The following is a 20,932-nucleotide window of genomic DNA, read 5'->3' as shown; positions in this document are numbered from 1 at the left end:
GCGTACGAGTGTGCGGGCATTAACATGTCAGGCCCTCTTCCGGAACTTTCAGGTAGACGAAGTAGTCGATCACCGCGTCGTCGACGCAAGAATTGCCGTCCAAGACCACGGTGTGTTGGGTTCCGTCGAACGTGATGAGCGCTGCGCCCAGCTGCTTGGCCAGGTCCACGCCGGCCTCGTACGGCGTCGCCGGGTCCTCGGTAGTCGATACGACGACAAGCGTCGGCAGACCGGCGTCGGCCAGTGCCTGTGGATCGAGTTGGTGCGGGGCGCCTGTCGCCGGAACGGGCCAGAAGGCGCAGAGATCCAACGATGCCTGACCGGTTCCACGACCGTCGTCGAGGAACGGGGCTGCTTCGCGGTACCGGGTATCGGCTTCCCCTGCTTCCGCGCGATCGGTCATCGCCGGATCGTCCGCGCACCTGATCGCATTGAAGGCGTCGTTGAGATTGGAGTACGTGCCGTCCCACTCGCGCCCTTGATATTGGTCAGCCAGATTCAGAAGCGAGTCACCGTAACCGTCGGCCAGGCTGGTCAATCCGCCGCGCAACGAAGTCCACAGTTGCGGTGAATACAGCGCCTGCTGCACCCCGGTCAACGCATCCTCGTAGCTGAGTCCACGCGGATCTGTAGTTGCTGCCGGCTTCTCGATCATCGGCTCGACCAATTCCTTGAAACGCGCCTGAGTCTGCGCCGGATCATCCCCGAGCGGGCACTGCGGCCGCGAAACACAGTCCGCGGCAAAAGCATCGAACGCAATTTGGAAGCCTTTGGCCTGCAGGACAACCTCGTCGACGACGTTCTGATTCGGATCCAGCGCACCATCGAGCACCATGGACCGGACGTTCTGCGGGAAAGTTTCAGCGTAAGTGGAACCGATTCGCGTTCCGTACGAGAACCCGAGGAAGTTCATCGTCGAATCCCCGAGCGCGCCGCGGATCACGTCCAGATCGCGCACCACTTCGTACGTGCCGACGTGGGCGAGGAATTCGGTGCCGGTGTGCTCGACACACGCAGCGGCGTAGTCCTTGCTCTCCTGCTCTGCGCGAGCAATGCCCGCGGGAGTCATATCGACGTTGACCTCGGCGCGGTCGGCATCGAATTCGGCCGGCGTCAGACAACGCACCTGCGGCGTCGACGCACCCACACCGCGCGGATCGAACCCGATCCGGTCGAAATGCTCCGACAACTGCGTCCCCGAACCCTCGGATGCCATCGACAGTCCTGATCCGCCTGGTCCCCCGGGGTTGATCAGAAGGGATCCGATGCGCTCCCCCGTCGCCTCCGCTCGCGAGATGACAACCTTCGCGGTGTCCCCCTCCGGATGTGCGTAGTCGATCGGGACTTGGATCGCGGCACAGTCGATACTGCTCGAGAGCGGAGAATCGGTGGCAAATCGGTCGCACGGACCCCAGTCCGGACTCTGCTCGTAAAACTTCTCCAAGCCTGCCGGAATCGCACCCGTCGACGGCACACCGGTGGTCTCCGGCGTCGGAGTCTCACCCCCGGACGTGGTGCAACCAGCGACCAGCAGGAGGACTGCGACACTTCCGGCCAAGGCACCGGCGAGGCGAGAAGACTTCGACATGCCACCGATAGTGCCAGGAGACGCCCGGGACGGCCGGTAACCAGCCATTCGCCTGCCCCACAGCGACTGCTGCGATGTGACCCAACGCACCTGCGTCAGCTATTCGCTCCGACGGTTCCCGGTGGCAGACTGAGCGTGTCATCACCCAAACCCGGGGACCCGACAAGGGCCTCGAGGCACGAAAGGGACAACGATGTCCGAAACTCCGCTTTACGGTTCTGCACCTTCAACCACGTCTGCAGCACCCAAGCGCAAGACCCGCATTCACCACCTCGCCGAGATGAAGCAGCGCGGTGAGCGCTGGTCGATGCTCACGGCCTACGACTACTCGACGGCACGCATCTTCGAGGACGCCGGCATTCCGGTACTCCTCGTCGGCGATTCAGCCGCCAACGTGGTCTACGGCTACGACACGACAGTGCCGATCACGATCGACGAACTGCTCCCACTGGTTCGTGGAGTCGTTCGCGGCGCTCCCCACGCCCTGGTTGTCGCCGACCTGCCTTTCGGTACCTACGAGGGCTCAGCCGAACAGGCACTGGCCACCGCGACGCGCTTCATGAAGGAGGGCCTCGCGCACGCCGTCAAGATCGAAGGCGGCGAGCGGATGAGCAAGCAGATCGCGGCCATCACCGCTGCCGGCATCCCCGTCATGGCTCACGTCGGATTCACCCCGCAGAGCGTCAACTCGCTCGGCGGATTCCGCGTCCAGGGCCGCGGCGACGCTTCCGAGCAACTTGTGGCGGACGCCATTGCCGTCCAGGAAGCCGGAGCGTTCTCCGTTGTCATGGAAATGGTTCCGGCAGACATTGCGGGCCAGGTCAGCCGCAAGTTGACCATCCCCACGGTCGGCATCGGTGCCGGCAACGAATGCGACGCCCAGGTTCTCGTCTGGCAGGACATGGCCGGTTATACGAGCGGCAAGACAGCCAAGTTCGTCAAACGTTTCGGTAACGTCGGTGACGAACTGCGCTCCGCGGCCGCAGCCTATGCGTCAGAAGTTCGCACAGGCGCATTCCCGGCCGAAGAGCACAGTTTCTGATCCGAGACCGGCGAACGCCGCCTGTCTCTCGAAAGAAGATTCAGGGGTGCGTTCAATGATGGGCAACCGTCGTACTTTCACTGCTGCCGCCGTCGGCGGCGCAGCTCTCGTGACGGTTCTGAGTGGATGCGCGGGAGGGACAACGGTCTCTCCCGCGTCTTCCGGTTCGACCGCACCGACCACCTCGGCAGCGGCAAAATCAGCCACGACGACCGCCGCACCGGGGACCTTCACCGACGCTCAGATCCAGCAGTTGTGCTCGGATATGGAAGCGGAACTTCAGAATTGGCGCACGGTCACGCCGACGCTCGGCAAGGGCGGGCTAAACATTCTTGTCGGTTCGTGGGCAACCGCGAACGGCATCAATCTTCTTGATCTCGCCCAGCACCGCGATCGCATCGACACCGCCATGGCTGCCAGCTGCCCACAGGTCCGTGACGGTGCCCTGTACGCCCTCGAGATCCCCGATCTAGCCTCGGGCATGGTCGGGTTCTGATGGTCAGCCTCTAATGGCAGAGCTGCGCACTCTCTATCCGCCGATCGAACCGTTTTCCAGTGGGTTCCTCGATGTCGGTGACGGTCAGCGCCTGTACTGGGAAGCCAGCGGCAACCCGGTCGGGAAACCGGTCGTGTTCCTGCACGGTGGCCCCGGCGGCGGCACGCATCCGTCGTTCCGCCAGTTCTTCGATCCCACGGCCTACCGGATCGTCCTTCTCGATCAACGTGGCTGCGGACGGTCCACACCCCATGTTGCCGACGGCGCCGATCTGTCGGTGAACACGACGGACAAACTGCTCTCCGATATCGAAGCTCTACGTGAGCACCTCGCCATCGAGCGGTGGATGGTGTTCGGCGGATCCTGGGGATCAACGCTGGCACTCGCGTACGCCGAAACATTTCCGGCTCGCGTCACCGAACTCGTCCTGCGAGGGATCTTTCTCCTGCGCCGACGCGAAATCGACTGGTACTACAACGGCGGGGCCGGCAACATCTTCCCCGAACGGTGGGCTCAGTTCCTCGAACCCGTTCCGGAACATGAGCGCGGCCACGATCTGGTGGCGGCCTACCACCGACTGCTGCAGTCCGACGACCCCGAGGTCGCCGCCCGCGCCGCCGTCGCGTGGTCGGCGTGGGAAGGGTCGACCAGCTACCTGCTCCCCCAACCGGACAAGGTCGAGGAGAACTCGGAGATCCGGTTCGCCCTGGCATTCGCGCGCATCGAAAACCATTACTTCGTGAACGGCGGATTCTTCGACGAAGCCCAACTCCTGCACCAGAGTTCGGCACTCCACGGCATTCCCGGCACCATCGTGCAGGGACGCTACGACGTCGTCTGCCCGGCCACCAGTGCCTGGGACCTGCACAACGCGTGGCCGGAGTCCAAGCTCGTGATCGTCGACGACGCCGGACATTCCGCAATGGAACCCGGCATCATGCATCACCTCCTCGAGGCAACCGACGCTTATCGGTAACTCGATTCGGTGGCTCGATCACGCTGGGAAAGTGAACTCCACTGTCCGCTTGGCCATGTCGACGGCGGTGAGGCGGACCTTGACCCGCTCCCCGTCGTCGGGAGTGCCGACGCACTTGGCAATCACCGTGACCGACGGAATGAAAACCTCAGCCGCGCGCTTCCCGTCCTTGGCGCGCATCACCACCGCGTCGAACACCTCTCCGACGCGGCCCTCGAGCAACGTGACCTCAGTCAGATCGATGCACGCACGATCCACCTTGTTTGCCAAGGAATCCGAGCCGCTCATGATCGGAGGCAACTCGGGCAGTGCCGTGCGCGCCCACTCCGGTATCGCTGCACCGGCACTGATCGCCAGGCAGACCTCGGTGCTGAATCGATCGGAGAGCCTTCGCAGCGGTGCCGTCACGTGGGCGTACGGCGCACCGATCCCTGAATGCACTGTCAGGTCCGGTAATTGCCCGTCGAAGGCCGCGTAGTCCGCGCCACGTAGCAGCGACGGGGCAACCGACATCAGAGCCATCGTGGACGGCGCCTGCGCATCGAGTCCGGCAAGGATTTGCCCCACCGATTTGTCTTGGGGCCACACAATCCCCAACGCGAGCGCAGTTCTGCGCAGAGCGTCCACCGCAGACTTCTCGGCCGGCGGCAAGGTGCGCAGCAATCCGACACCGGCGTCGATCATCATTTTTCCGGCGCACATTCCGGTCAGTAGCGATACTTCGGCATTCCAGTCGTCGGCCTCGGTGCGCGGTTCCAGCACGATGTGCCACTGCCCCGAACCGTCAGCAGCCGAATCCTCCCGAACCACGGACTGCTCGGGCAGTTTCAGCTCGATCGCCCCGCGGGTTACAGCAGAGATACCGCGCAGACGGCCGAATTCGGGGAGCGCCGCAATGGACGGATGCAAGGTGCCGGCGTCGGCGTCACGCTGGACCGTCGAATAATCCAGACGCGCCACTGATTTCACGAGCGCGCGTGTCACCGTCCACGACGTCGGCTCGGCATTACCGTCGAGCTCGATTCGCCAGAGCGCTACGGGTCGAACCAGATCCGGGAGCAGGCTGGCCGAACCTTCGGACAGAGCACGAGGATGCAGCGGAACAGAACCGTCCGGTAGGTAGAAGGTTTGGCCTCGCTTGCGCGTTTCGATGTCCAGCGCCCCACCAGGGTTCACCACCGCAGCAACATCCGCGATTGCATAGTGAACGACAAAACCGTCGACCGACTTCGTCAGGTGCACTGCCTGGTCGAGATCCATCGACCCGGGCGGGTCGATGGTGACAAACGGAATGTCAGTGGCGTCGAGACGGCCGTCGGTCAATCGATCTCGAGCATTGTCGGCTTCTGCCAACGCCCCGCTACAGAACGCGTCGGGTAGCGCGAACTCCGCCCGGATCATCCCGAAGTCGATTCCCTGCACCATCATTCGACTTGCCGGCACTCGTCCTCCACCTTCGGTTCGGCGGCGAAACCGAACTCAGTTGTTCCAGTCGTCGTCGGCCCGATCAGCAGCTTTGTTGCGTTCGGCCGCGATCTGCAATGCATGCTCTGCCGACTCCCGATCAGGGTACGGCCCCATCCTTGTCAGGGACGAAGGCCCCTTCCCTTGGGACACAGATCCATCGGACACATCGAAGTACCAGAGTCGATCTTCATCAGTCATGAATACAGTGTGGCATTCCCGGCGACCCGCGGGTGACATTCCGATGGGAGTCGCGCTTGTAGATCGTCGCAAGACTGCTATTCTTTCGACGGCCTGGCAGGTGAGAACCGGACATTCGAACGGTGAGTTCTGCTTGATCGCCCTCGACGAGCTACGAAAAGAAATTAGGAGCGCACAATGTCCGCGATTCTCTACGATTACCTCCTCCCGCTCATGGGCCATGACGCGGCGACCTACTGGGCGACCTTGCTGGTCATCAAGCCCCTCTAAGTCATCCCACAGATCTATAACAAGAAACCCCCGTTGACTTCGGTCGACGGGGGTTTCTTTTCAGTCTGGGGGCGGACGAGTTGGCGTATAAGCCGGATCCTGTCCTCGACACCGAAGTGACGAGTGGCGACCATCCATCTGGACACACCGTCGCCGGGTGCCTCACGCGGTTCACCCGCAGGCTCGGGCGAGCAGCCCTCGAACACCTGCGCAGCCGCACCGCAAGCGATGCGACCTTCAACCTTGCTCCGGGCGGGGTTTACCTAGCCACCCCGGTCACCCGGGGTGCTGGTGCGCTCTTACCGCACCGTTTCACCCTTACCTGCCTCGAAAGGCCGGCGGTCTATTTTCTGTGGCACTGTCCCGCGAGTTGCCTCGGGTTGCCGTTAGCAACCGCCCTGCTCTGTGGAGTCCGGACTTTCCTCGACTCGAGGCCTGTGCGCACTACGCGCAGGTTCCCCGATCCGCAGCCGCCCAGCCAACTCGTCCGCCCCAGTAGGTTACCGGGTCCCTGTCGGTGACCCACACTATGGTCTCGGTATGACTCGGTACGTTGCCCTGCTACGCGGAATCAATGTCGGCGGTATCAACATCAAGATGGTGGACCTGGCACGCGTCTTCACTCAACTCGATTTCGAGAATGTCAAGACGGTCCTCGCATCCGGCAACGTTCTATTCGACAGTGACAGCACAAATGTGGCGGCACTGAAGAAACGGATCGAGACGGCATTGAACACGGAGTTCGGCTACGAGGCGTGGGTTTTTGTGCTGGACACCCCGGCACTGAAGGCTATCGTCGAGAACTATCCGTTCGATCCCGACCATGAGGGCTGGCACTCCTACGCGATCATCGCGTCCGAACCTGCTGTACTTGACGAACTAGCTTCGCTGTCAGACCAACTCGATCCCAACCTCGAGCAGATCGGCGTTGGCGACGGCGTTCTGTACTGGGAGGTCGAAAAGGGTATGACGCTCAAGAGCGTCGTCGGCAAATACACCGGTAAGCCGAAGTTCAAGGCGTTCACCACCACCCGCAACCTCAACACCCTCAACAAACTGCTGCGATAGAACTCGCCGGCCAGCCGCTCATGAATCTGATTCCGATCATCCTGGTCGCCGCGGTTCTGATCTTCGCGATCGCCCGCCCGCGTGGTCTTCCCGAAATCGTTGTCGCCGGCCCCGCCGCGCTGATAGTCGTACTGACCGGCGCGGTCAGCCTCACCGAGGCCCGCACCGAAGTAGCGACGATGACTCCGACCGTCGTCTTCCTGGTGGCGGTGCTGATACTCGCGCACGCCGCCGATGCATTGGGTGTCTTCGGTTGGGTAAGCCAAGTCCTGCAGAAACAATCACGGCGCGACCCACGGCGACTCCTGACCTACGTGTTCGTCGCAGCCGCCGCGACAACCGCAGCCCTGAGCCTCGACGCGACCGTCGTCCTTCTGACGCCGGCAGTGATCGGGGCAGCCCGAGCCGTGGCGGCAAGTCCGCGCCCACACTCGTATGCTGCTGCGCACCTCTCCAATTCGGCGTCGACGCTACTGCCGGTTTCCAATCTGACAAATCTCATCGCCTTCTCGGCCACCGGCCTGACCTTCCTGCATTTCACCGCGCTGATGGCCCTGCCATGGGTTGTGACGATCGTGATGGAGTACCTGATTTTCCGGCTGTTCTTTCGGACCGAGCTGAAAGCGACCAACCACGCCGAGCCTGCTCCGCCGAGCCCGCGCTTGCATGCACCGACCCTGCCGCTGGTTGTCATCGGAGCAACACTCGTCGGCTTTGCCGCTTCAGGTTTTGTCGGTATCGAGCCCGCCTGGGTCGCGGTTGCGGGCGCCGGCGTGCTTGGCAGTGTGGCTTTACGTCGACGCAGAACCGATCTACCAAGAATTCTTTACGCCGCAGACCTGTGGTTCTGCGCTTTTGTGCTGGTGCTCGGCATTGTCGTCGCGGGCGTCGCACACGGACCGATCGGAGACTGGATCGGACGGATACTGCCGTCGGACACGAGCTTCGTCTCCCTGCTCGTTGTTGCGACGGTGGCGGCACTCGCCGCGAATCTGGTGAACAATCTGCCGGCGACGCTGTTGATGATCGCGGCACTCGGCCCGTCGGCGCCACCGGGACTGCTGCTGGCCATGCTCATCGGAGTCAACCTCGGACCCAACCTGACCTATGTCGGCTCACTGGCGACGATGCTGTGGCGGCGCGTGGCCACCAGCGCGGGCGCTGCGCCCACGCTGGCAACCTTCACGAAGCTCGGCCTTGCCACAACGCCGCTCACCCTGTTTACGGCGGTAAGCGCATTGTGGCTCGTGCTGTGATCAGCGCAAGTGCGACGTGTCGTTCACAAGCCGAACGGACGCTCCCCCATCGGGATAAAACTCGGCGATACTCAACGACGCCAAATCCAGATGCAGGCGGTACAGCAACGACGGACCGGCATCGAGAGCCAACTGCACGAGAGTCTTGATCGGCGTCACGTGCGAAACGACGAGAAGAGTTGCGCCGCCGTACGTTGCGATCAAATCGTCACGCGCGGCAATCACACGATCACGGACCTCGTCGAAGCTCTCGCCTCCGGGCGGCTTCACCGACGTGTCGGACAGCCACTGACGGTGCAGTTCCGGATCACACTCGGCCGCTTCACTGAACGTCAGACCGTCCCAGTCGCCGAAATCGGTTTCGATCAAACCTTTGTGCTCGATCACCGGCAGTCCCAGAACACGCGCCGATTCCTCGGCGGTCTCACGAGTCCGACCCAACGGCGACGAGACTACGGCGTCGATACCGCCGCGGCTTCCGAATCGCGCGGCGGCCCCGGCAGCTTGGGCGCGGCCCAAGGCGGTCAGGATCGGATTGCCCCGGCCGGAGTAACGACGATCTACCGACATCGCGGTCTGACCGTGACGTAGCAACAACATTCGCGTCGGCTTGCCGGTGGTGGCAACCCAACCCGGCGAACCGGCGATCTGCGGTTCTGATGTCGACTCGGAGGGTGCGTCCACCGGAGCGGCAACCGGTGCCGTCTTTGTTTCAATGCCGGCCGCAGCATCCATCGCCTCGTTTGCCAGGCGATCCGCGTGCGAATTCTCGGCCCGAGGGATCCAGGTGTACGTCACGCGGTAAAACTGCTTGGCCAACTCCGCGGCGCGCCGCTGAAGCGGAATCATGTCCGGGTGCTTGACCTTCCAGCGTCCGGACATCTGCTCGACCACAAGTTTAGAGTCCATCCGGACGTCCACGTCGGTCGCTCCGAGTTCACCCGCAGCGGTCAATCCGGCGATGAGTCCGCTGTATTCCGCCACATTGTTGGTAGCTGTCCCGATGCTCTCCTTGCGCTCCGCGAGCACAGTGCGAGCCTCGTCGAAAACGACGGCGCCGTACCCGGCGGGTCCCGGATTGCCTCGCGATCCACCATCAGCCTCGATGATGACCTGTGACGAACTCACAGACCGGACTCCTTGGTACGAACCATGATTGCGCCGCACTCGTTGCAGCGGACAACAGAATCGGACGGGGCAGCTGCAATGCGCGAAATCTCGGCACGGTCGATTTCGATCCGGCACGCACCACAGCGGCGAGCCTGAAGGAGCGCTGCACCCGGTCCGCCTTGAGCGCGCTGCTTCTCGTACACGGCCAGGAAATCAGCCGGGAATTCACCGATCAGGCGTTCGCGATCCGCGAGGCAACGCTCCTGCGCCTTGTTCAGATCGGCGACGGCATCGTCGCGACGACGCTTCGCATCGACCAACTCGTCTTCTGCCTGCGAAAGCTGCGCACCGGCGTGATCGTGATCTGCCTGCAGCGCCTCGCGCTGTTCCATGATCTCGAGCAACTCGTCTTCCAGGATTCCCTGCCGACGGACGAGGCTGCCCAGTTCGTGTTCGAGTTCGGTGAGCTGCTTGGCGCCCACGCTGCCGCTCTGCAAAAGAGTTCGGTCTTTGTCTTCACGCTGACGAACTGCGTCGATCTCGCCCTCGAGCTTGCGAATGTCGCGATCGATGTCATCAATCTGGATCTCGACGGAAACCGACGCGTCCTTGCGGCTGATGCGTTCAGCCTCGAGACTGTCCACTTCCTGCTGCTCGGGAAGCGCGTTGCGACGGTGTGCGATCCGGGTGAGCTCCGCATCCACGCCGGCGAGGTCGAGAAGCTTGGCTTGCACCTGTGGTTGGACGTTCACGCTGTGTAACTCCTGCTGTATGTCCGAGGTCGGCACGACTCATGAAAACTGCTGTTGAAATGTTCGTGCAACCGTACCTTGATCGGGGCCGACCTACGACGCACTCAGGCACCACGGATCCGTGCGAATTGTCGATACCCGACTCTCCCATCCGGGAACGGACCCGAAGGCGGCGTCGACCACCGACTTTGCCTGGCCGCACCACGGAAACTCGCTGGCCCAGTGCGCGACGTCGACCAAGGCCGGTCCCCCAGCCCGCAGATGCTCGTCGGCGGGGTGATGCCGCAGGTCGGACGTCACATACACGTCGACGCCCAATGCCGACACCGTCGCGAGATACGAATCTCCGGAACCGCCGCAGACAGCGACGGTGCGCACCATCGCGTCGGGGTCACCCGCTGCGCGGACGCCCCATTCCGTCGACGGCAATGCCTTGGCGACACGCGCGGTGAACTCACGCAGAGTTTCGGGGTGCGGAAGCTCACCTATGCGGCCCAAACCCAATGAACTCGGGAAGGCGGCGAGTTCGAATACATCGAAGGCCGGTTCCTCGTACGGGTGCGCCGTGCGCAATGCCTCGAGCACGGCCCCGCGCTTGTTTCGCGCCGCGATGACCTCGACACGATCTTCGCTTACCTCCTCGATCGCACCGACGCTGCCGATCGCCGGATTCGCCCCGTCTCCGGGAACGAACTGGCCGGTGCCCGTCACCGTCCAACTGCACTTGCTGTAGTCACCGATCCGGCCGGCGCCGGCCACGAACAGCGCTTCCCGTACAGCGGCGGTGTTACCGGCCGGCACCATCACCACCCACTTGTCAAGCGGCGCAGACGGTTTCGGTTCGATCGGACGCAATACCTTCAGTCCGAGAGCGTCAGCGAGAGCGTCGGAAACTCCGGGATCTGCCGAATCTGCATTCGTATGCGCGGAGAACAACGCGCATCCCGCCTTGATCAGCTTGTGCACCAGTGCGCCCTTCGGCGTGTGCGCGCCGACGGTATCCACCCCGCGCAGAAGCAGCGGATGATGCACGACCAACAGATCGGCACCCGAAGCAATGGCGTCGTCGACCACGGCTTCAGTCGGATCGACGGCGAAGACGACTCGGCTCACGGAATCTGCCGGATCCCCGCACACCAGTCCGACGGAATCCCAGGATTCAGCCAGAACTGTGGGATAGGCCGCTTCGAGGGCCGCGATGACGTCGGCAAGTGTCGTATTCACAGAAACTCCTTCATTGCATCGATCAATATCGACACCTGTTGCGGCGGGCGGACAGCGAGTCTCAAGTGATTCGGGCCGAGTCCCGGAAACGTATCGCACCGACGCACGGCGATACCGCGAGTCCGCAGGTGAGTCCGCATCGCTTCGCCGTCGGGAAGCTCGATGAGAACAAAGGGCGCTGCCGCCGGTTCGTGGACAGCCACACCGATGGCACGCAGTTTTCCACACAGTGCGGCGCGCTGACCCGCGATGATGGCAGCCTTCGTCTGTGACTCCGCCACCGCCGACGGTTCGCAGCACGCTCTGATTGCTTCGATTTGCAGGCTTCCCAGCGGCCAATGCGCGCGTCCGTGCGCCAGTTTCTCGAGCACGTCGGGTGCACCGAGCGCGTATCCGCAGCGCAATCCCGCCAGCGCCCAGGTCTTGGTCAGACTGCGCAACACCAACACGTCCGGCAACGACAAGTCGGCGATGCTCTCGGTTTCGCCCGGTATCGCGTCGCCGAAGGCCTCGTCAACCACAAGAATCCGGCCGGGACGACGCAGGGCCAGGACGTCCGCTTTCGGATGCAGTACCGAGGTCGGATTTGTTGGGTTTCCCACCACCACAAGATCCGCTTCATCAGGCATAACTGCTGTTCGCAGTGTGTACGGAGGGTCGAGAATCACCGGCGTCACCGGCACACCGGCTTCCCGTAACGCCAATTCCGGTTCGGTGAAAGAAGGATGAATCAAGGCAGCGAACGCCGATCCGAGCCGCGGCAACATCGCGAACCCCTCAGCCCCACCAGCCAGCAACAACACCTCGTCCACGCGACGCCCGTGCCGCGCCGCAACCGTTTCTCGAGCCCGCAATTCCGCCGTCGCCGACGGGTACGAACCGAGCGTCGACAGCTCGCCGGCAAGACGTTCCCGCAGCCAAGCCGGCGGACCCTCACCCTGAACGTTGACGGCAAAATCGAGGAGACCCGGCGCAGCGTCGACGTCCCCGTGATGACGCAGACTGTCCAAGTTGCCCGTTCCGATACTCACGCACCAAAGCCTACGGGCGCGGACACCGCTCGCTCAGTCGGGGACAATGACCTTCTGTGACTCAAACTCTCGACGCCTTCCCCGTAGTTCTCTTCGATCTCGACGGCACCATCACCGACTCGGCGCCCGGCATTCACGCCGGATTTCGGCACGCCCTCGCTGCCGTCGGACACCCGGAGCCGACGGAGGAAATGCTGGCCGCCGTCATCGGGCCACCGATGATCGATACATTTCGGTCGCTGGGAATGACAAATACCGAGGTAGAGACGGCAATCAACACGTACATCGAGCGCTACGACGCCATCGGCTGGAGTGAGAATTCCGTATTCGACGGTATGGACGAGGTCCTTGCGCGTGCCAAGGCCAACGGGACTCGCCTGGGCGTCGCGACATCGAAGTCCGAGCGGTTTGCCGTCCGCATCCTCGAGCATTTCGGACTCGCCGAGCACTTCGAGTTCATCGGCGGCGCGAGCAACGACGGCGTCCGTCGGGCCAAGCCTGATGTGATTGCGCACTCACTGACCTCACTCGGACTCACCCCGGTGGCAGCGGCCGACGGCGGCACCCCGGACGTCCTGATGATCGGCGATCGAGACCACGATGTTCTCGGCGCAGCCAAGTTCGGAATTCCCGCGCTGTTTGTCGAATGGGGTTACGGCAGCACATCCGAAGCCCACGGCGCTCACTGCTCCGTCGCGTCGACATCCGAATTGGGAGGACTCCTCGATGGCCGCGTCTGAAGCCCTCCACGTCACCTTTGTGTGCACCGGAAACATCTGCCGCTCGCCGATGGCGGAGAAGATCCTTCTCGGACATCTGCAGCGCCAAGGACTCGACGATCGGGTCCGTGTGAGCAGCGCCGGGATCGAGAACTGGCACAGCGGCAAAGAAGCTGACGAGCGCACCAACATCGTGCTCCGCACAGCGTTGTACCCAACAGGCCACAGTGCAGCCCAGGTAAATACTGACCACCTGTCGGCAGACCTCGTCATCCCCCTCGACACCGGCCACGATCGTGAGCTTGCGCATCTCGGCGTCCCAACCGAGCGAAGGCGCCTCCTGCGTTCCTTCGACCGCGACGCGGACGGGAGTTCGGTGCCGGACCCCTACTACGGCGACTTCGACGGCTTCGAATTGGTCCGAGATCAGATCGAAGCGGCGATTCCCGACATCCTGGTCTGGATCCGAGAACGGCTGTAATCGCCGGAGCGAATTCACTCATCACACGAGAACGGATACCGTAGTAGTCGTGCGAAGACTCAAATTCATGTTGCGGCCCGGTTGGTTGGTACTGGCAGCTGTGGTCGGCATCTTCGCTTACCTCTGCTTCACGGTGCTGGCGCCGTGGCAACTCGGCAAGAACACCTCGACCGAGCATCGCAATGATCTGATCTCCAATTCCATCAACGCGGGGACAGTGCCCGTCGGCGAGGTCATTGCCGACGGAACCATCGCTCCCGACGACGAGTGGCGAAACATCACGGCCACCGGGTCATACCAACCCGATGCCGATATCCTCGTCCGCCTCCAGTCCATCGAGGGCGCCCCGTCGTACGAGGTACTGACACCGTTCCTCCTCGACGACGGCCGAACCATCCTGGTCAATCGCGGCTATGTACGCCCGATCAACGGCGCCGAGGCACCTCCGATCGCGGCCCCGCCGACCGATCCCGTCACCTTGAACGGTCGTGTTCGTCTCTCCGAAGGCACAGCGCCCGGCCGAGTTCCGATGGTCGAAGACGGAGCGAAACAGGTCTACTCGATCGATGCCCGACCGATCGGCGAGTTCATCGGCACCGACCTCGTCGACGCGTACATCCAGCTCGAACCCGATCAGCCGGGTGGCCTGGGTACGATTCCGCTCCCCCAGCTCGACGCCGGTCCGTACCTTTCCTACGGTTTCCAGTGGCTCGCGTTCGGCATCATGGCGCCGCTCGGACTCGCCTACTTCATTCGGGCCGAATGGCGTGAGCGCCGCAAGGAGAAGGCACTGGCCGAGGCCGGGACAACTCCCGACGATGTGACAGCCGGGACAACTCCCGACGACTCGACCCCCGAAGCAACGCCAGCACCGGCCCGAAGCAGTCGGCTCCGCAAACCCGAGCCCGTGTCAGTACCGCGAACGGCGAAGGAAGCCAGACTTGCCGATCGCTACGGCAATGCCCGCTGACACTGCCGCCGCACCGATCTGAACCACCGAGGACAGCCTCGATGCCCGACGTAAATCCGTCGGCGTCGGGGCTGGCCCGTTTCCGAGTACCGGGCGTTGCTCGACGCCATGCGCGTATTGGGTACGCCCCCCGAGCGAAATCCCCAAAGCACCTGCCGCGCTGGCTTCGGCAACACCGGCATTGGGACTCGGATGCGCGGACGCGTCACGCCTCCACGCCTCCAGCGACTCTCTTGACGAACCTCCGACCAGCGGCGCCGACCCGACTGTGAGGACGCCCGTCAACCGGGCCGGCACGATGTTCACCAGATCATCGAACCTCGCGGCAGCCCACCCGAAGTTTCGATACTTCTCCGACCGATAGCCGATCATCGCGTCGAGGGTGTTTGCAGCACGGTAGACAAACAGGCCCGGAACTCCCGCGACAGCACCCCAGAACAATGCGCCGACTGTGGCGTCGGAGGTGTTCTCGGCGACGGATTCGAGTGCCGCTCTCGTGAGCCCTTCCTCGTCGAGTACCGACGGATCGCGACCGCACAGCGACGGAAGTAGCTCACGCGCAGCGGTGAGGTCGCCAGTCGTACGCGAGGTCTCCAGCCGGACCGCCATGTCGTTCCCGGTGCGGGCGAGCGACGTCCCGCCCAGCACGGCCCACGTTGCCGCTGCCGTCACGCCCACCTCTGCAAGCCACCCAGCTCGAACCGCTACTCGACTGCTCACGGTGCCCAGCGCCGCAACCCCGGAAATCAGCACCGCGACGTGGGCAACTCCGGCGATCTTGTTGTCGCGGTACAAAACCTGCTGGAGCGCAGCAGCGCTCGTCCCGAAACCGGCGACGGGGTGAAATCGTGCCGGGTCCGCGAAGCAACGGTCGGCGGCAAAGCCGAGTAGCAGGCCGACTGCGCGTGCAGTGGACGGAGAACAATTCGATGGGCGTGGCACTTGATAGTTCTATCAAGTGCCACCCTGAGTCAGCGCGTTGGTCGAACGGCAGTCCGTCCACACGTCCCCGCGGGGACGTGGCATTTCCGGTTCGAGAGGTCGGACTCCCGGCCAAGCTGATCTGACTGACGTCGGGCGAGTTGCAGAAGGCCCCACCGTTTGGTGGGGCCGTTGAGCGAAGACTGATGTGGGCAGAATGCGAGAAGTTGCCGCCAATCGGGCATAGAAAAAGCCCCGGCCCGCATGTACATGCGGGCCGGGGCTTCGTCCTTCGGTGGGCGCGGAGGGTTTCGAACCCCCGACCGCTGGTGTGTAAAACCAGAGCTCTACCACTGAGCTACACGCCCGAACTCCCGGCGAGAACCTCACCGGGAGTGCTCTAAGACTCTAACGCAGCGATGGCGTTTGCCCAAAGCCCGTGGTCACGGGCCTCTCCGGGACCATTCATCTCAGCGAAGCGGACGATGCCGTCTTTGTCGATGACAAATGTTCCACGGTTCGCGAAGCCCAACTTGTCGTTGAACACGCCGTACTTCTGCGCAACGTCACCGTGCGGCCAGAAATCAGCCAGCAACGGGAAGGTGTAGCCCTGCTCGGCCGACCAGATCTTGTGCGTCGGCGAAGCACCGACAGAGATGGCCAGGATTGCAGTGTCGTCGTTTTCGAACGTGGGTAGTTCGTCACGAACCTTGCAGAGCTCACCCTGGCAGGTGCCGGTGAAGGCCAGCGGGTAGAAGACGAGCAGAACGTTCTTCTTGCCACGGAAGTCGGAAAGTGAGACTTCCTGGTTGTTCTGATCCTTCAACGTGAATTCCGGTGCCTGGGCACCAACTTCGATAGGCATGAGCGATTCCTTAACTGGACAGTGCATCGGAAACTGACGGTGCCTCAGAAACTGAAAATGCGCTGGAAACTGAAAATGCATCGGACGCCGCGCTTGCGCCGTCCGATGCACTACTGCTTACAGAAGAAGTCCTGGTCAGCGCTTGCCGGCCGGACGAGCCTTCGGTTGAACTAGTCGGCTGGCCGACCAATCACCGAGGTTCGCGGCCGAAGTCTGAGTCAAACCGGCTGTAGGTGCAGATTCAGCGATCTCACTGGGCTCGACGTGACCGTCGAGGCCTGTCTTGGGTGTGAGAATCCAGACAAAACCTTCGTCTGCGAGAGGACCGATGGCATCCATCAGGGCGTCGACAAGGTCTCCGTCCTCGTCGCGCCACCACAGCAGCACGACATCGATGACCTCGTCCGAGTCCTCGTCGAGCATTTCCCCGCCGATGGTTTCCTCAACCGAGGCACGAATGCCGTCGTCGGTATCCTCGTCCCAGCCCAGTTCCTGCACCACCATGTCGGCAGTAATCCCTAGTTTCTGAGCGTAGTTCTGGGCATCCGCCGCGGCGACCACGGTGAGGTCCTCCTTTTGTTGATGGCGTGCGGAGTCCCCGCACACCTAACGTTTGTTGTTCGGTTAGGGAAAGCGAACAGGGTCGGAGGCGTTAGCGCAAGCCGACCACGCCGAAAACTTTTGCCAATCTGCGCCTCCTGACGCTCTCGGAACCTTACGCCTTCGAATTTACGCAGGTCACAGGGCTCCACATTCGCTGCGGATCGAATCTCGAATCGAATTATTTGTATCGGTGATTGAGTTGATTTCAGAGGCCGTGTGGTCACGTTCGACGACGCGGGCCGTTTCACTCAAGCTGTCCGCAAGGTCCGAGAAGAGTCCGGACAGCACCGATGGAAGGTCTCCGGCAACCTCATCGAGCCACGACGCCATCTCGTCGGCCGAAGAAACCGCGGCGCGCCCTTTGGCCTTGACGTCGGAAGCATCGTTGTTATTGGCATCGATATACGCGTTGAACGTAGATACGTCTTCCTTCGATCGGGCCACCATCCCTTCGCAAATCGCGAGGGCGTTGTCGGCTGCAGCCGCAGCTGCCTTCGACGACGAGACTGCGACCACCGACGACGTCACCTCTGCCTGATAGTCGGCAGCCTGAGCCGCGTTGGGCTTCGGTGATCCTTCGACAGCACCGGAGCAGCCGACAATCGCAACCGAACCCACCGCCACTGCTCCGAGCGCGAGGGCGAGGGCGCTACGACGAGCCCTGCCCTCACTTGTTTTCGGTCCCACGATCCGCCTCCCCTAGAAATTCACTGCCGCCAAAACCACTGGCGCCACCAATCACTGGCGCCACAAACACTGTCGCCGACAAACCGCAATGGCAGCAACTCGCGAGGGCCCACCCTCCCTGTCGCCACCGGCAACGATCGCCGACGGGCGCCGAACTGAAAAAGGCTACCCGACGGTAACCAGGGCCACAGTGTGCCGGGCCGACCGGGATGGTGAAAGATTGAGGTACGCGCCATATTCATCATGGAAGTGGATCGGGCCTAACAAGGTCTCGATCACCTGCAGAGGACGCCCAACCATGCGTCCCCAAACCCAATGAGGAGCAAACGTTGTCTGACCTGATCCAGGGTCCCGCGTCGCAGCCCAACGCCGAATCCGGCGGAACGGGAGTGGCGGGGTCACCGTCACCCAATCCCACGCCCGGAACGGATGGCCGAGTACGCGTCATCCGTGAAGGCGTTGCGTCGTACCTTCCGGATATCGACCCCGACGAGACCACCGAATGGCTCGAGTCGTTCGACGGACTCCTGGACCGGTCCGGCCCCACCCGCGCCCGCTATCTGATGCTGCGGATGCTCGAACGCGCCGGCGAGAAGCATGTTGCACTGCCTGCGCTGACATCGACCGACTACGTCAACACCATCCCCACCGAGAACGAGCCCTGGTTCCCCGGTGACGAGGATGTGGAGCGTCGTTACCGCGCCATGATCCGCTGGAATGCCGCCATCATGGTGCACCGCGCGCAGCGTCCGGGCGTCGGCGTCGGCGGCCACATCTCGACTTACGCGTCCTCCGCGGCGCTGTACGAGGTCGGCTTCAACCACTTCTTCCGCGGCAAGGAACACCCGGGCGGCGGCGACCACATCTTCATTCAGGGTCACGCCTCCCCCGGCATCTACGCCCGCGCATTCCTCGAGGGCCGCATCCCGGCCGAGCAGATGGACGGGTTCCGTCAGGAGAAGAGCCACGCTGATTTCGGCGGCGGACTCCCCTCGTACCCGCATCCGCGTTTGCTCCCCGATTTCTGGGAGTTCCCGACGGTATCCATGGGCTTGGGCCCGATGAATGCTATCTACCAGGCGCGATACAACCATTACCTGAATGATCGCGGCATCAAAGACACCACCGATCAGCATGTCTGGGCATTCCTCGGCGACGGCGAGATGGACGAGCCGGAGTCACGCGGTCTCGCTCATGTGGCGGCCACCGAAGGCCTCGACAACCTGACGTTCGTCGTCAACTGCAACCTGCAGCGCCTCGACGGACCGGTGCGCGGTAACGGCAAGATCATCCAGGAGTTGGAGTCGTTCTTCCGCGGCGCCGGCTGGAATGTCATCAAGGTCGTCTGGGGACGCGAGTGGGATTCACTGCTGCACGCCGACAAGGACGGTGCGCTCGTCAATCTGATGAACGTGACACCGGACGGCGATTTCCAGACGTACAAGGCCAACGACGGCGCGTTCGTTCGTGATCACTTCTTCGGTCGCGATCCGCGCACGAAGGATCTGGTCAAGGACCTGACCGATCAGGAAATCTGGAACCTCAAGCGCGGTGGCCACGATTACCGCAAGGTTCACGCCGCCTACGCCGCTGCCATGGCCCACAAGGGTCAGCCGACGGTCATCCTTGCGCACACCATCAAGGGCTACACGCTGGGCAAGGGCTTCGAGGCGCGCAATGCGACGCACCAGATGAAGAAGCTGACGTTGCAGGATCTCAAGGATTTCCGCGACTCCACCCGTATGCCGATCACGGACGCACAACTCGAAGCGGACCCGTACCTGCCTCCGTACTACCACCCCGGTAACGACTCACCGGAAATCCAGTACATGCTGGCTCGTCGTAAGGCTCTGGGCGGATTCCTGCCGTCCCGTAATACGGACGCCGCTCCGCTCAAGCTGCCCGACGACAAGACGTACGACGTCATCCGCAAGGGCTCGGGTAAGCAGCAAGTGGCCACCACCATGGCCATCGTCCGCATCCTCAAGGAACTGCTGCGCGACAAGGAGATCGGCAAGCGCATCGTGCCGATCATCCCCGACGAGGCCCGCACGTTCGGTATGGACTCGTGGTTCCCGTCGCTCAAGATCTACAACCGCAACGGACAGCTCTACACGTCCGTCGACGCCGACCTGATGCTTGCCTACAAGGAAAGCTCGGTCGGTCAGATCCTGCACGAGGGCATCAACGAAGCGGGTTCGACGGCGTCGTTCACCGCGGTCGGCACGTCGTATGCCACGCACGGTGAGCCGATGATCCCGCTGTACATCTTCTACTCGATGTTCGGTTTCCAGCGCACCGGCGACGGCCTGTGGGCAGCTGCCGACCAGATGGCTCGCGGATTCGTTCTCGGCGCAACAGCCGGCCGAACCACGTTGACCGGTGAAGGTTTGCAGCACGCCGACGGTCACTCGCTTCTCCTGGCGTCGACCAACCCGGCAGCGGTCACCTACGACGCGGCGTTCTCCTACGAGCTCGCTCACATCGTCAAGGACGGTCTGCGTCGTATGTACGGCGGTACGGAAGGCGTGGCCGGTTTCGGCGGCGAGAACATCTTCTACTACCTGACCATCTACAACGAGCCGTATGTTCAGCCGGCCGAACCTGCCGGTTTGGATGTCGAGGGTCTGCTCAAGGGCATCTACCTCTACAAGACCTCCGACTCGGCAGGTCCGAAGGCTCAGATCTTGGTTTCCGGCGTGGCAATGCCGGAAGGTCTGCGGGCTCAGCAGATGCTGGCCGACGAGTGGGGTGTCTCCGCAGATATCTGGTCGGTCACGTCGTGGGGCGAATTGCGCCGCGAGGGTGTCGAGTGCGAGCGTCAGGCTTTGCTCAACCCGGCCGAGGACGCACCGGTTCCCTTTGTCACCACCGCGTTGTCAGCGGCGCAGGGCCCCCTTGTGGCTGCATCCGACTGGATGCGGGCAGTTCCCGATCAGATCCGCCAGTGGGTACCGGGCGACTTCACCACGCTCGGCACCGACGGCTTCGGTTTCTCGGATACACGCACCGCGGCTCGTCGTTTCTTCAATGTCGATGCCGAGTCCATCACCGTCGCAGTTCTGAACGGACTGGCGAAGGAAGGCTCGATCGATCGCACCCAGGCCGTGGAGGCTGCGGCGCGTTACCGCATCGACGACGTGAACGCTGCACCCGAGCAGACCGGGGACACCGGTAGCGCGTAAGTTTCACCGCTCGAACTACCAGC

At 62.9% G+C, this 20,932-nt stretch carries 20 protein-coding genes, 1 tRNA gene and 1 other RNA gene; 9 read left to right on the top strand and 13 right to left on the bottom strand.

Annotated elements, in window-relative coordinates; translation table 11 throughout:
- Positions 1-19 precede the first annotated feature (19 nt).
- Positions 20-1,588: an alpha/beta hydrolase gene (locus MTX36_RS08195; protein ID WP_243619211.1), complete on the bottom strand. Its 1,569-nt coding sequence runs from the start codon at positions 1,586-1,588 to the stop codon at positions 20-22.
- 193 nt (positions 1,589-1,781) lie between these two features.
- On the opposite strand from MTX36_RS08195, the gene panB reads away from it, so the two are divergent.
- The 3 genes from panB to pip are packed head-to-tail and all read left to right on the top strand — an operon-like array spanning position 1,782 to position 4,102.
- Positions 1,782-2,630: a 3-methyl-2-oxobutanoate hydroxymethyltransferase gene (panB, locus tag MTX36_RS08190; protein WP_243619210.1), complete on the top strand. Its 849-nt coding sequence runs from the start codon at positions 1,782-1,784 to the stop codon at positions 2,628-2,630.
- 55 nt (positions 2,631-2,685) lie between these two features.
- Positions 2,686-3,126, top strand: a complete 441-nt coding sequence (locus MTX36_RS08185; RefSeq protein ID WP_243619209.1) for a hypothetical protein — start codon at positions 2,686-2,688, stop codon at positions 3,124-3,126.
- 13 nt (positions 3,127-3,139) lie between these two features.
- Positions 3,140-4,102 carry a prolyl aminopeptidase gene (gene pip / locus MTX36_RS08180; RefSeq protein ID WP_243619208.1) on the top strand — a complete coding sequence of 321 codons (963 nt, stop codon included), beginning with the start codon at positions 3,140-3,142 and terminating at the stop codon, positions 4,100-4,102.
- Between the two features lie 18 nt (positions 4,103-4,120).
- On the opposite strand, the gene MTX36_RS08175 is transcribed toward pip, so the two are convergent.
- The 3 genes from MTX36_RS08175 to rnpB all read right to left on the bottom strand — a co-directional run bounded on the left by MTX36_RS08175 (position 4,121) and on the right by rnpB (position 6,523).
- The gene (locus MTX36_RS08175) at positions 4,121-5,530 is read right to left on the bottom strand and encodes an RNB domain-containing ribonuclease (RefSeq protein ID WP_243619240.1); all 1,410 of its coding nucleotides are present in this window, start codon (positions 5,528-5,530) and stop codon (positions 4,121-4,123) included.
- A 51-nt stretch (positions 5,531-5,581) separates the two neighbouring features.
- A complete protein-coding gene (locus tag MTX36_RS08170) occupies positions 5,582-5,767 on the bottom strand; it encodes a hypothetical protein (protein ID WP_033233133.1) in 186 nt (61 codons plus the stop codon).
- Positions 5,768-6,109: 342 nt separating this feature from the next.
- Positions 6,110-6,523: RNase P RNA component class A (rnpB, locus tag MTX36_RS08165), an RNA gene on the bottom strand.
- Positions 6,524-6,577: 54 nt separating this feature from the next.
- On the opposite strand from rnpB, the gene MTX36_RS08160 reads away from it, so the two are divergent.
- Both MTX36_RS08160 and MTX36_RS08155 read left to right on the top strand, forming a co-directional pair.
- On the top strand, positions 6,578-7,105 hold the full coding sequence (locus MTX36_RS08160) for a DUF1697 domain-containing protein (protein ID WP_243619207.1): 528 nt from the start codon (positions 6,578-6,580) through the stop codon (positions 7,103-7,105).
- A gap of 20 nt (positions 7,106-7,125) precedes the next feature.
- Complete coding sequence (locus MTX36_RS08155) at positions 7,126-8,361, top strand: SLC13 family permease (RefSeq protein ID WP_243619206.1); 1,236 nt, start codon at positions 7,126-7,128, stop codon at positions 8,359-8,361.
- Here MTX36_RS08155 and MTX36_RS08150 read toward each other — a convergent pair whose 3' ends face one another.
- The 4 genes from MTX36_RS08150 to cobC all read right to left on the bottom strand — a co-directional run bounded on the left by MTX36_RS08150 (position 8,362) and on the right by cobC (position 12,478).
- Positions 8,362-9,489: a bifunctional RNase H/acid phosphatase gene (locus MTX36_RS08150; protein ID WP_243619205.1), complete on the bottom strand. Its 1,128-nt coding sequence runs from the start codon at positions 9,487-9,489 to the stop codon at positions 8,362-8,364.
- Positions 9,486-10,223 carry a zinc ribbon domain-containing protein gene (locus MTX36_RS08145; RefSeq protein WP_243619204.1) on the bottom strand — a complete coding sequence of 246 codons (738 nt, stop codon included), beginning with the start codon at positions 10,221-10,223 and terminating at the stop codon, positions 9,486-9,488. Before MTX36_RS08145 ends, MTX36_RS08150 begins: the two co-directional genes overlap by 4 nt.
- A gap of 93 nt (positions 10,224-10,316) precedes the next feature.
- Positions 10,317-11,447, bottom strand: coding sequence for a Nif3-like dinuclear metal center hexameric protein (locus MTX36_RS08140; protein WP_243619203.1), 1,131 nt, complete (start codon positions 11,445-11,447; stop codon positions 10,317-10,319).
- On the bottom strand, positions 11,444-12,478 hold the full coding sequence (gene cobC / locus MTX36_RS08135) for an Rv2231c family pyridoxal phosphate-dependent protein CobC (protein ID WP_243619202.1): 1,035 nt from the start codon (positions 12,476-12,478) through the stop codon (positions 11,444-11,446). The genes MTX36_RS08140 and cobC overlap by 4 nt, the downstream gene beginning before the upstream one ends.
- Positions 12,479-12,534: 56 nt before the next feature.
- Here cobC and MTX36_RS08130 point away from each other — a divergent pair, with 56 nt between their 5' ends.
- Genes MTX36_RS08130 through MTX36_RS08120 form a run of 3 tightly spaced genes read left to right on the top strand, consistent with a single transcriptional unit; the run spans position 12,535 to position 14,648 of the window.
- Positions 12,535-13,218, top strand: a complete 684-nt coding sequence (locus MTX36_RS08130) for an HAD-IA family hydrolase (protein ID WP_243619201.1) — start codon at positions 12,535-12,537, stop codon at positions 13,216-13,218.
- The gene (locus MTX36_RS08125) at positions 13,205-13,678 is read left to right on the top strand and encodes a low molecular weight protein-tyrosine-phosphatase (protein WP_243619200.1); all 474 of its coding nucleotides are present in this window, start codon (positions 13,205-13,207) and stop codon (positions 13,676-13,678) included. Before MTX36_RS08130 ends, MTX36_RS08125 begins: the two co-directional genes overlap by 14 nt.
- Positions 13,679-13,727: 49 nt before the next feature.
- The gene (locus MTX36_RS08120; RefSeq protein WP_243619199.1) at positions 13,728-14,648 is read left to right on the top strand and encodes an SURF1 family protein; all 921 of its coding nucleotides are present in this window, start codon (positions 13,728-13,730) and stop codon (positions 14,646-14,648) included.
- Here MTX36_RS08120 and MTX36_RS08115 read toward each other — a convergent pair.
- The 5 genes from MTX36_RS08115 to MTX36_RS08095 all read right to left on the bottom strand — a co-directional run bounded on the left by MTX36_RS08115 (position 14,589) and on the right by MTX36_RS08095 (position 17,724).
- Positions 14,589-15,590, bottom strand: a complete 1,002-nt coding sequence (locus tag MTX36_RS08115; protein WP_243619198.1) for a cobalamin biosynthesis protein — start codon at positions 15,588-15,590, stop codon at positions 14,589-14,591. The two genes, MTX36_RS08120 and MTX36_RS08115, sit on opposite strands and share 60 nt — an antisense overlap.
- Before the next feature lie 275 nt (positions 15,591-15,865).
- Positions 15,866-15,937, bottom strand: a tRNA-Val gene (locus MTX36_RS08110).
- Between the two features lie 32 nt (positions 15,938-15,969).
- Positions 15,970-16,434 (bottom strand): peroxiredoxin, encoded by a 465-nt coding sequence (locus MTX36_RS08105; RefSeq protein WP_094275119.1) that lies wholly within the window; start codon positions 16,432-16,434, stop codon positions 15,970-15,972.
- Between the two features lie 135 nt (positions 16,435-16,569).
- On the bottom strand, positions 16,570-16,995 hold the full coding sequence (locus MTX36_RS08100; RefSeq protein ID WP_243619197.1) for a DUF3052 domain-containing protein: 426 nt from the start codon (positions 16,993-16,995) through the stop codon (positions 16,570-16,572).
- A gap of 177 nt (positions 16,996-17,172) precedes the next feature.
- Positions 17,173-17,724: a hypothetical protein gene (locus MTX36_RS08095; RefSeq protein ID WP_243619196.1), complete on the bottom strand. Its 552-nt coding sequence runs from the start codon at positions 17,722-17,724 to the stop codon at positions 17,173-17,175.
- 329 nt (positions 17,725-18,053) lie between these two features.
- Here MTX36_RS08095 and aceE point away from each other — a divergent pair, with 329 nt between their 5' ends.
- Positions 18,054-20,909 carry a pyruvate dehydrogenase (acetyl-transferring), homodimeric type gene (gene aceE, locus MTX36_RS08090; RefSeq protein ID WP_279394306.1) on the top strand — a complete coding sequence of 952 codons (2,856 nt, stop codon included), beginning with the start codon at positions 18,054-18,056 and terminating at the stop codon, positions 20,907-20,909.
- Positions 20,910-20,932 lie beyond the last annotated feature (23 nt).

This window comes from Rhodococcus sp. ARC_M6 (genome assembly GCF_022810305.1).
Lineage (GTDB): Bacteria > Actinomycetota > Actinomycetes > Mycobacteriales > Mycobacteriaceae > Rhodococcus_F.
The sequence above is the reverse complement of the archived record's forward strand: the minus strand, read 5'-3'. Positions and strand labels throughout refer to the sequence as shown.

Excerpts from the sequence above, each read along its gene's own strand:
- MTX36_RS08185 (WP_243619209.1), top strand. The coding sequence starts at position 2,686 with ATGATGGGCAACCGTCGTACTTTCACTGCTGCCGCCGTCGGCGGCGCA.
- MTX36_RS08160 (WP_243619207.1), top strand. The coding sequence starts at position 6,578 with ATGACTCGGTACGTTGCCCTGCTACGCGGAATCAATGTCGGCGGTATC.
- panB (WP_243619210.1), top strand. The coding sequence starts at position 1,782 with ATGTCCGAAACTCCGCTTTACGGTTCTGCACCTTCAACCACGTCTGCA.
- MTX36_RS08195 (WP_243619211.1), bottom strand. The coding sequence starts at position 1,588 with ATGTCGAAGTCTTCTCGCCTCGCCGGTGCCTTGGCCGGAAGTGTCGCA.
- MTX36_RS08105 (WP_094275119.1), bottom strand. The coding sequence starts at position 16,434 with ATGCCTATCGAAGTTGGTGCCCAGGCACCGGAATTCACGTTGAAGGAT.
- MTX36_RS08125 (WP_243619200.1), top strand. The coding sequence starts at position 13,205 with ATGGCCGCGTCTGAAGCCCTCCACGTCACCTTTGTGTGCACCGGAAAC.
- MTX36_RS08170 (WP_033233133.1), bottom strand. The coding sequence starts at position 5,767 with ATGACTGATGAAGATCGACTCTGGTACTTCGATGTGTCCGATGGATCT.
- MTX36_RS08175 (WP_243619240.1), bottom strand. The coding sequence starts at position 5,530 with ATGATGGTGCAGGGAATCGACTTCGGGATGATCCGGGCGGAGTTCGCG.
- pip (WP_243619208.1), top strand. The coding sequence starts at position 3,140 with ATGGCAGAGCTGCGCACTCTCTATCCGCCGATCGAACCGTTTTCCAGT.
- MTX36_RS08155 (WP_243619206.1), top strand. The coding sequence starts at position 7,126 with ATGAATCTGATTCCGATCATCCTGGTCGCCGCGGTTCTGATCTTCGCG.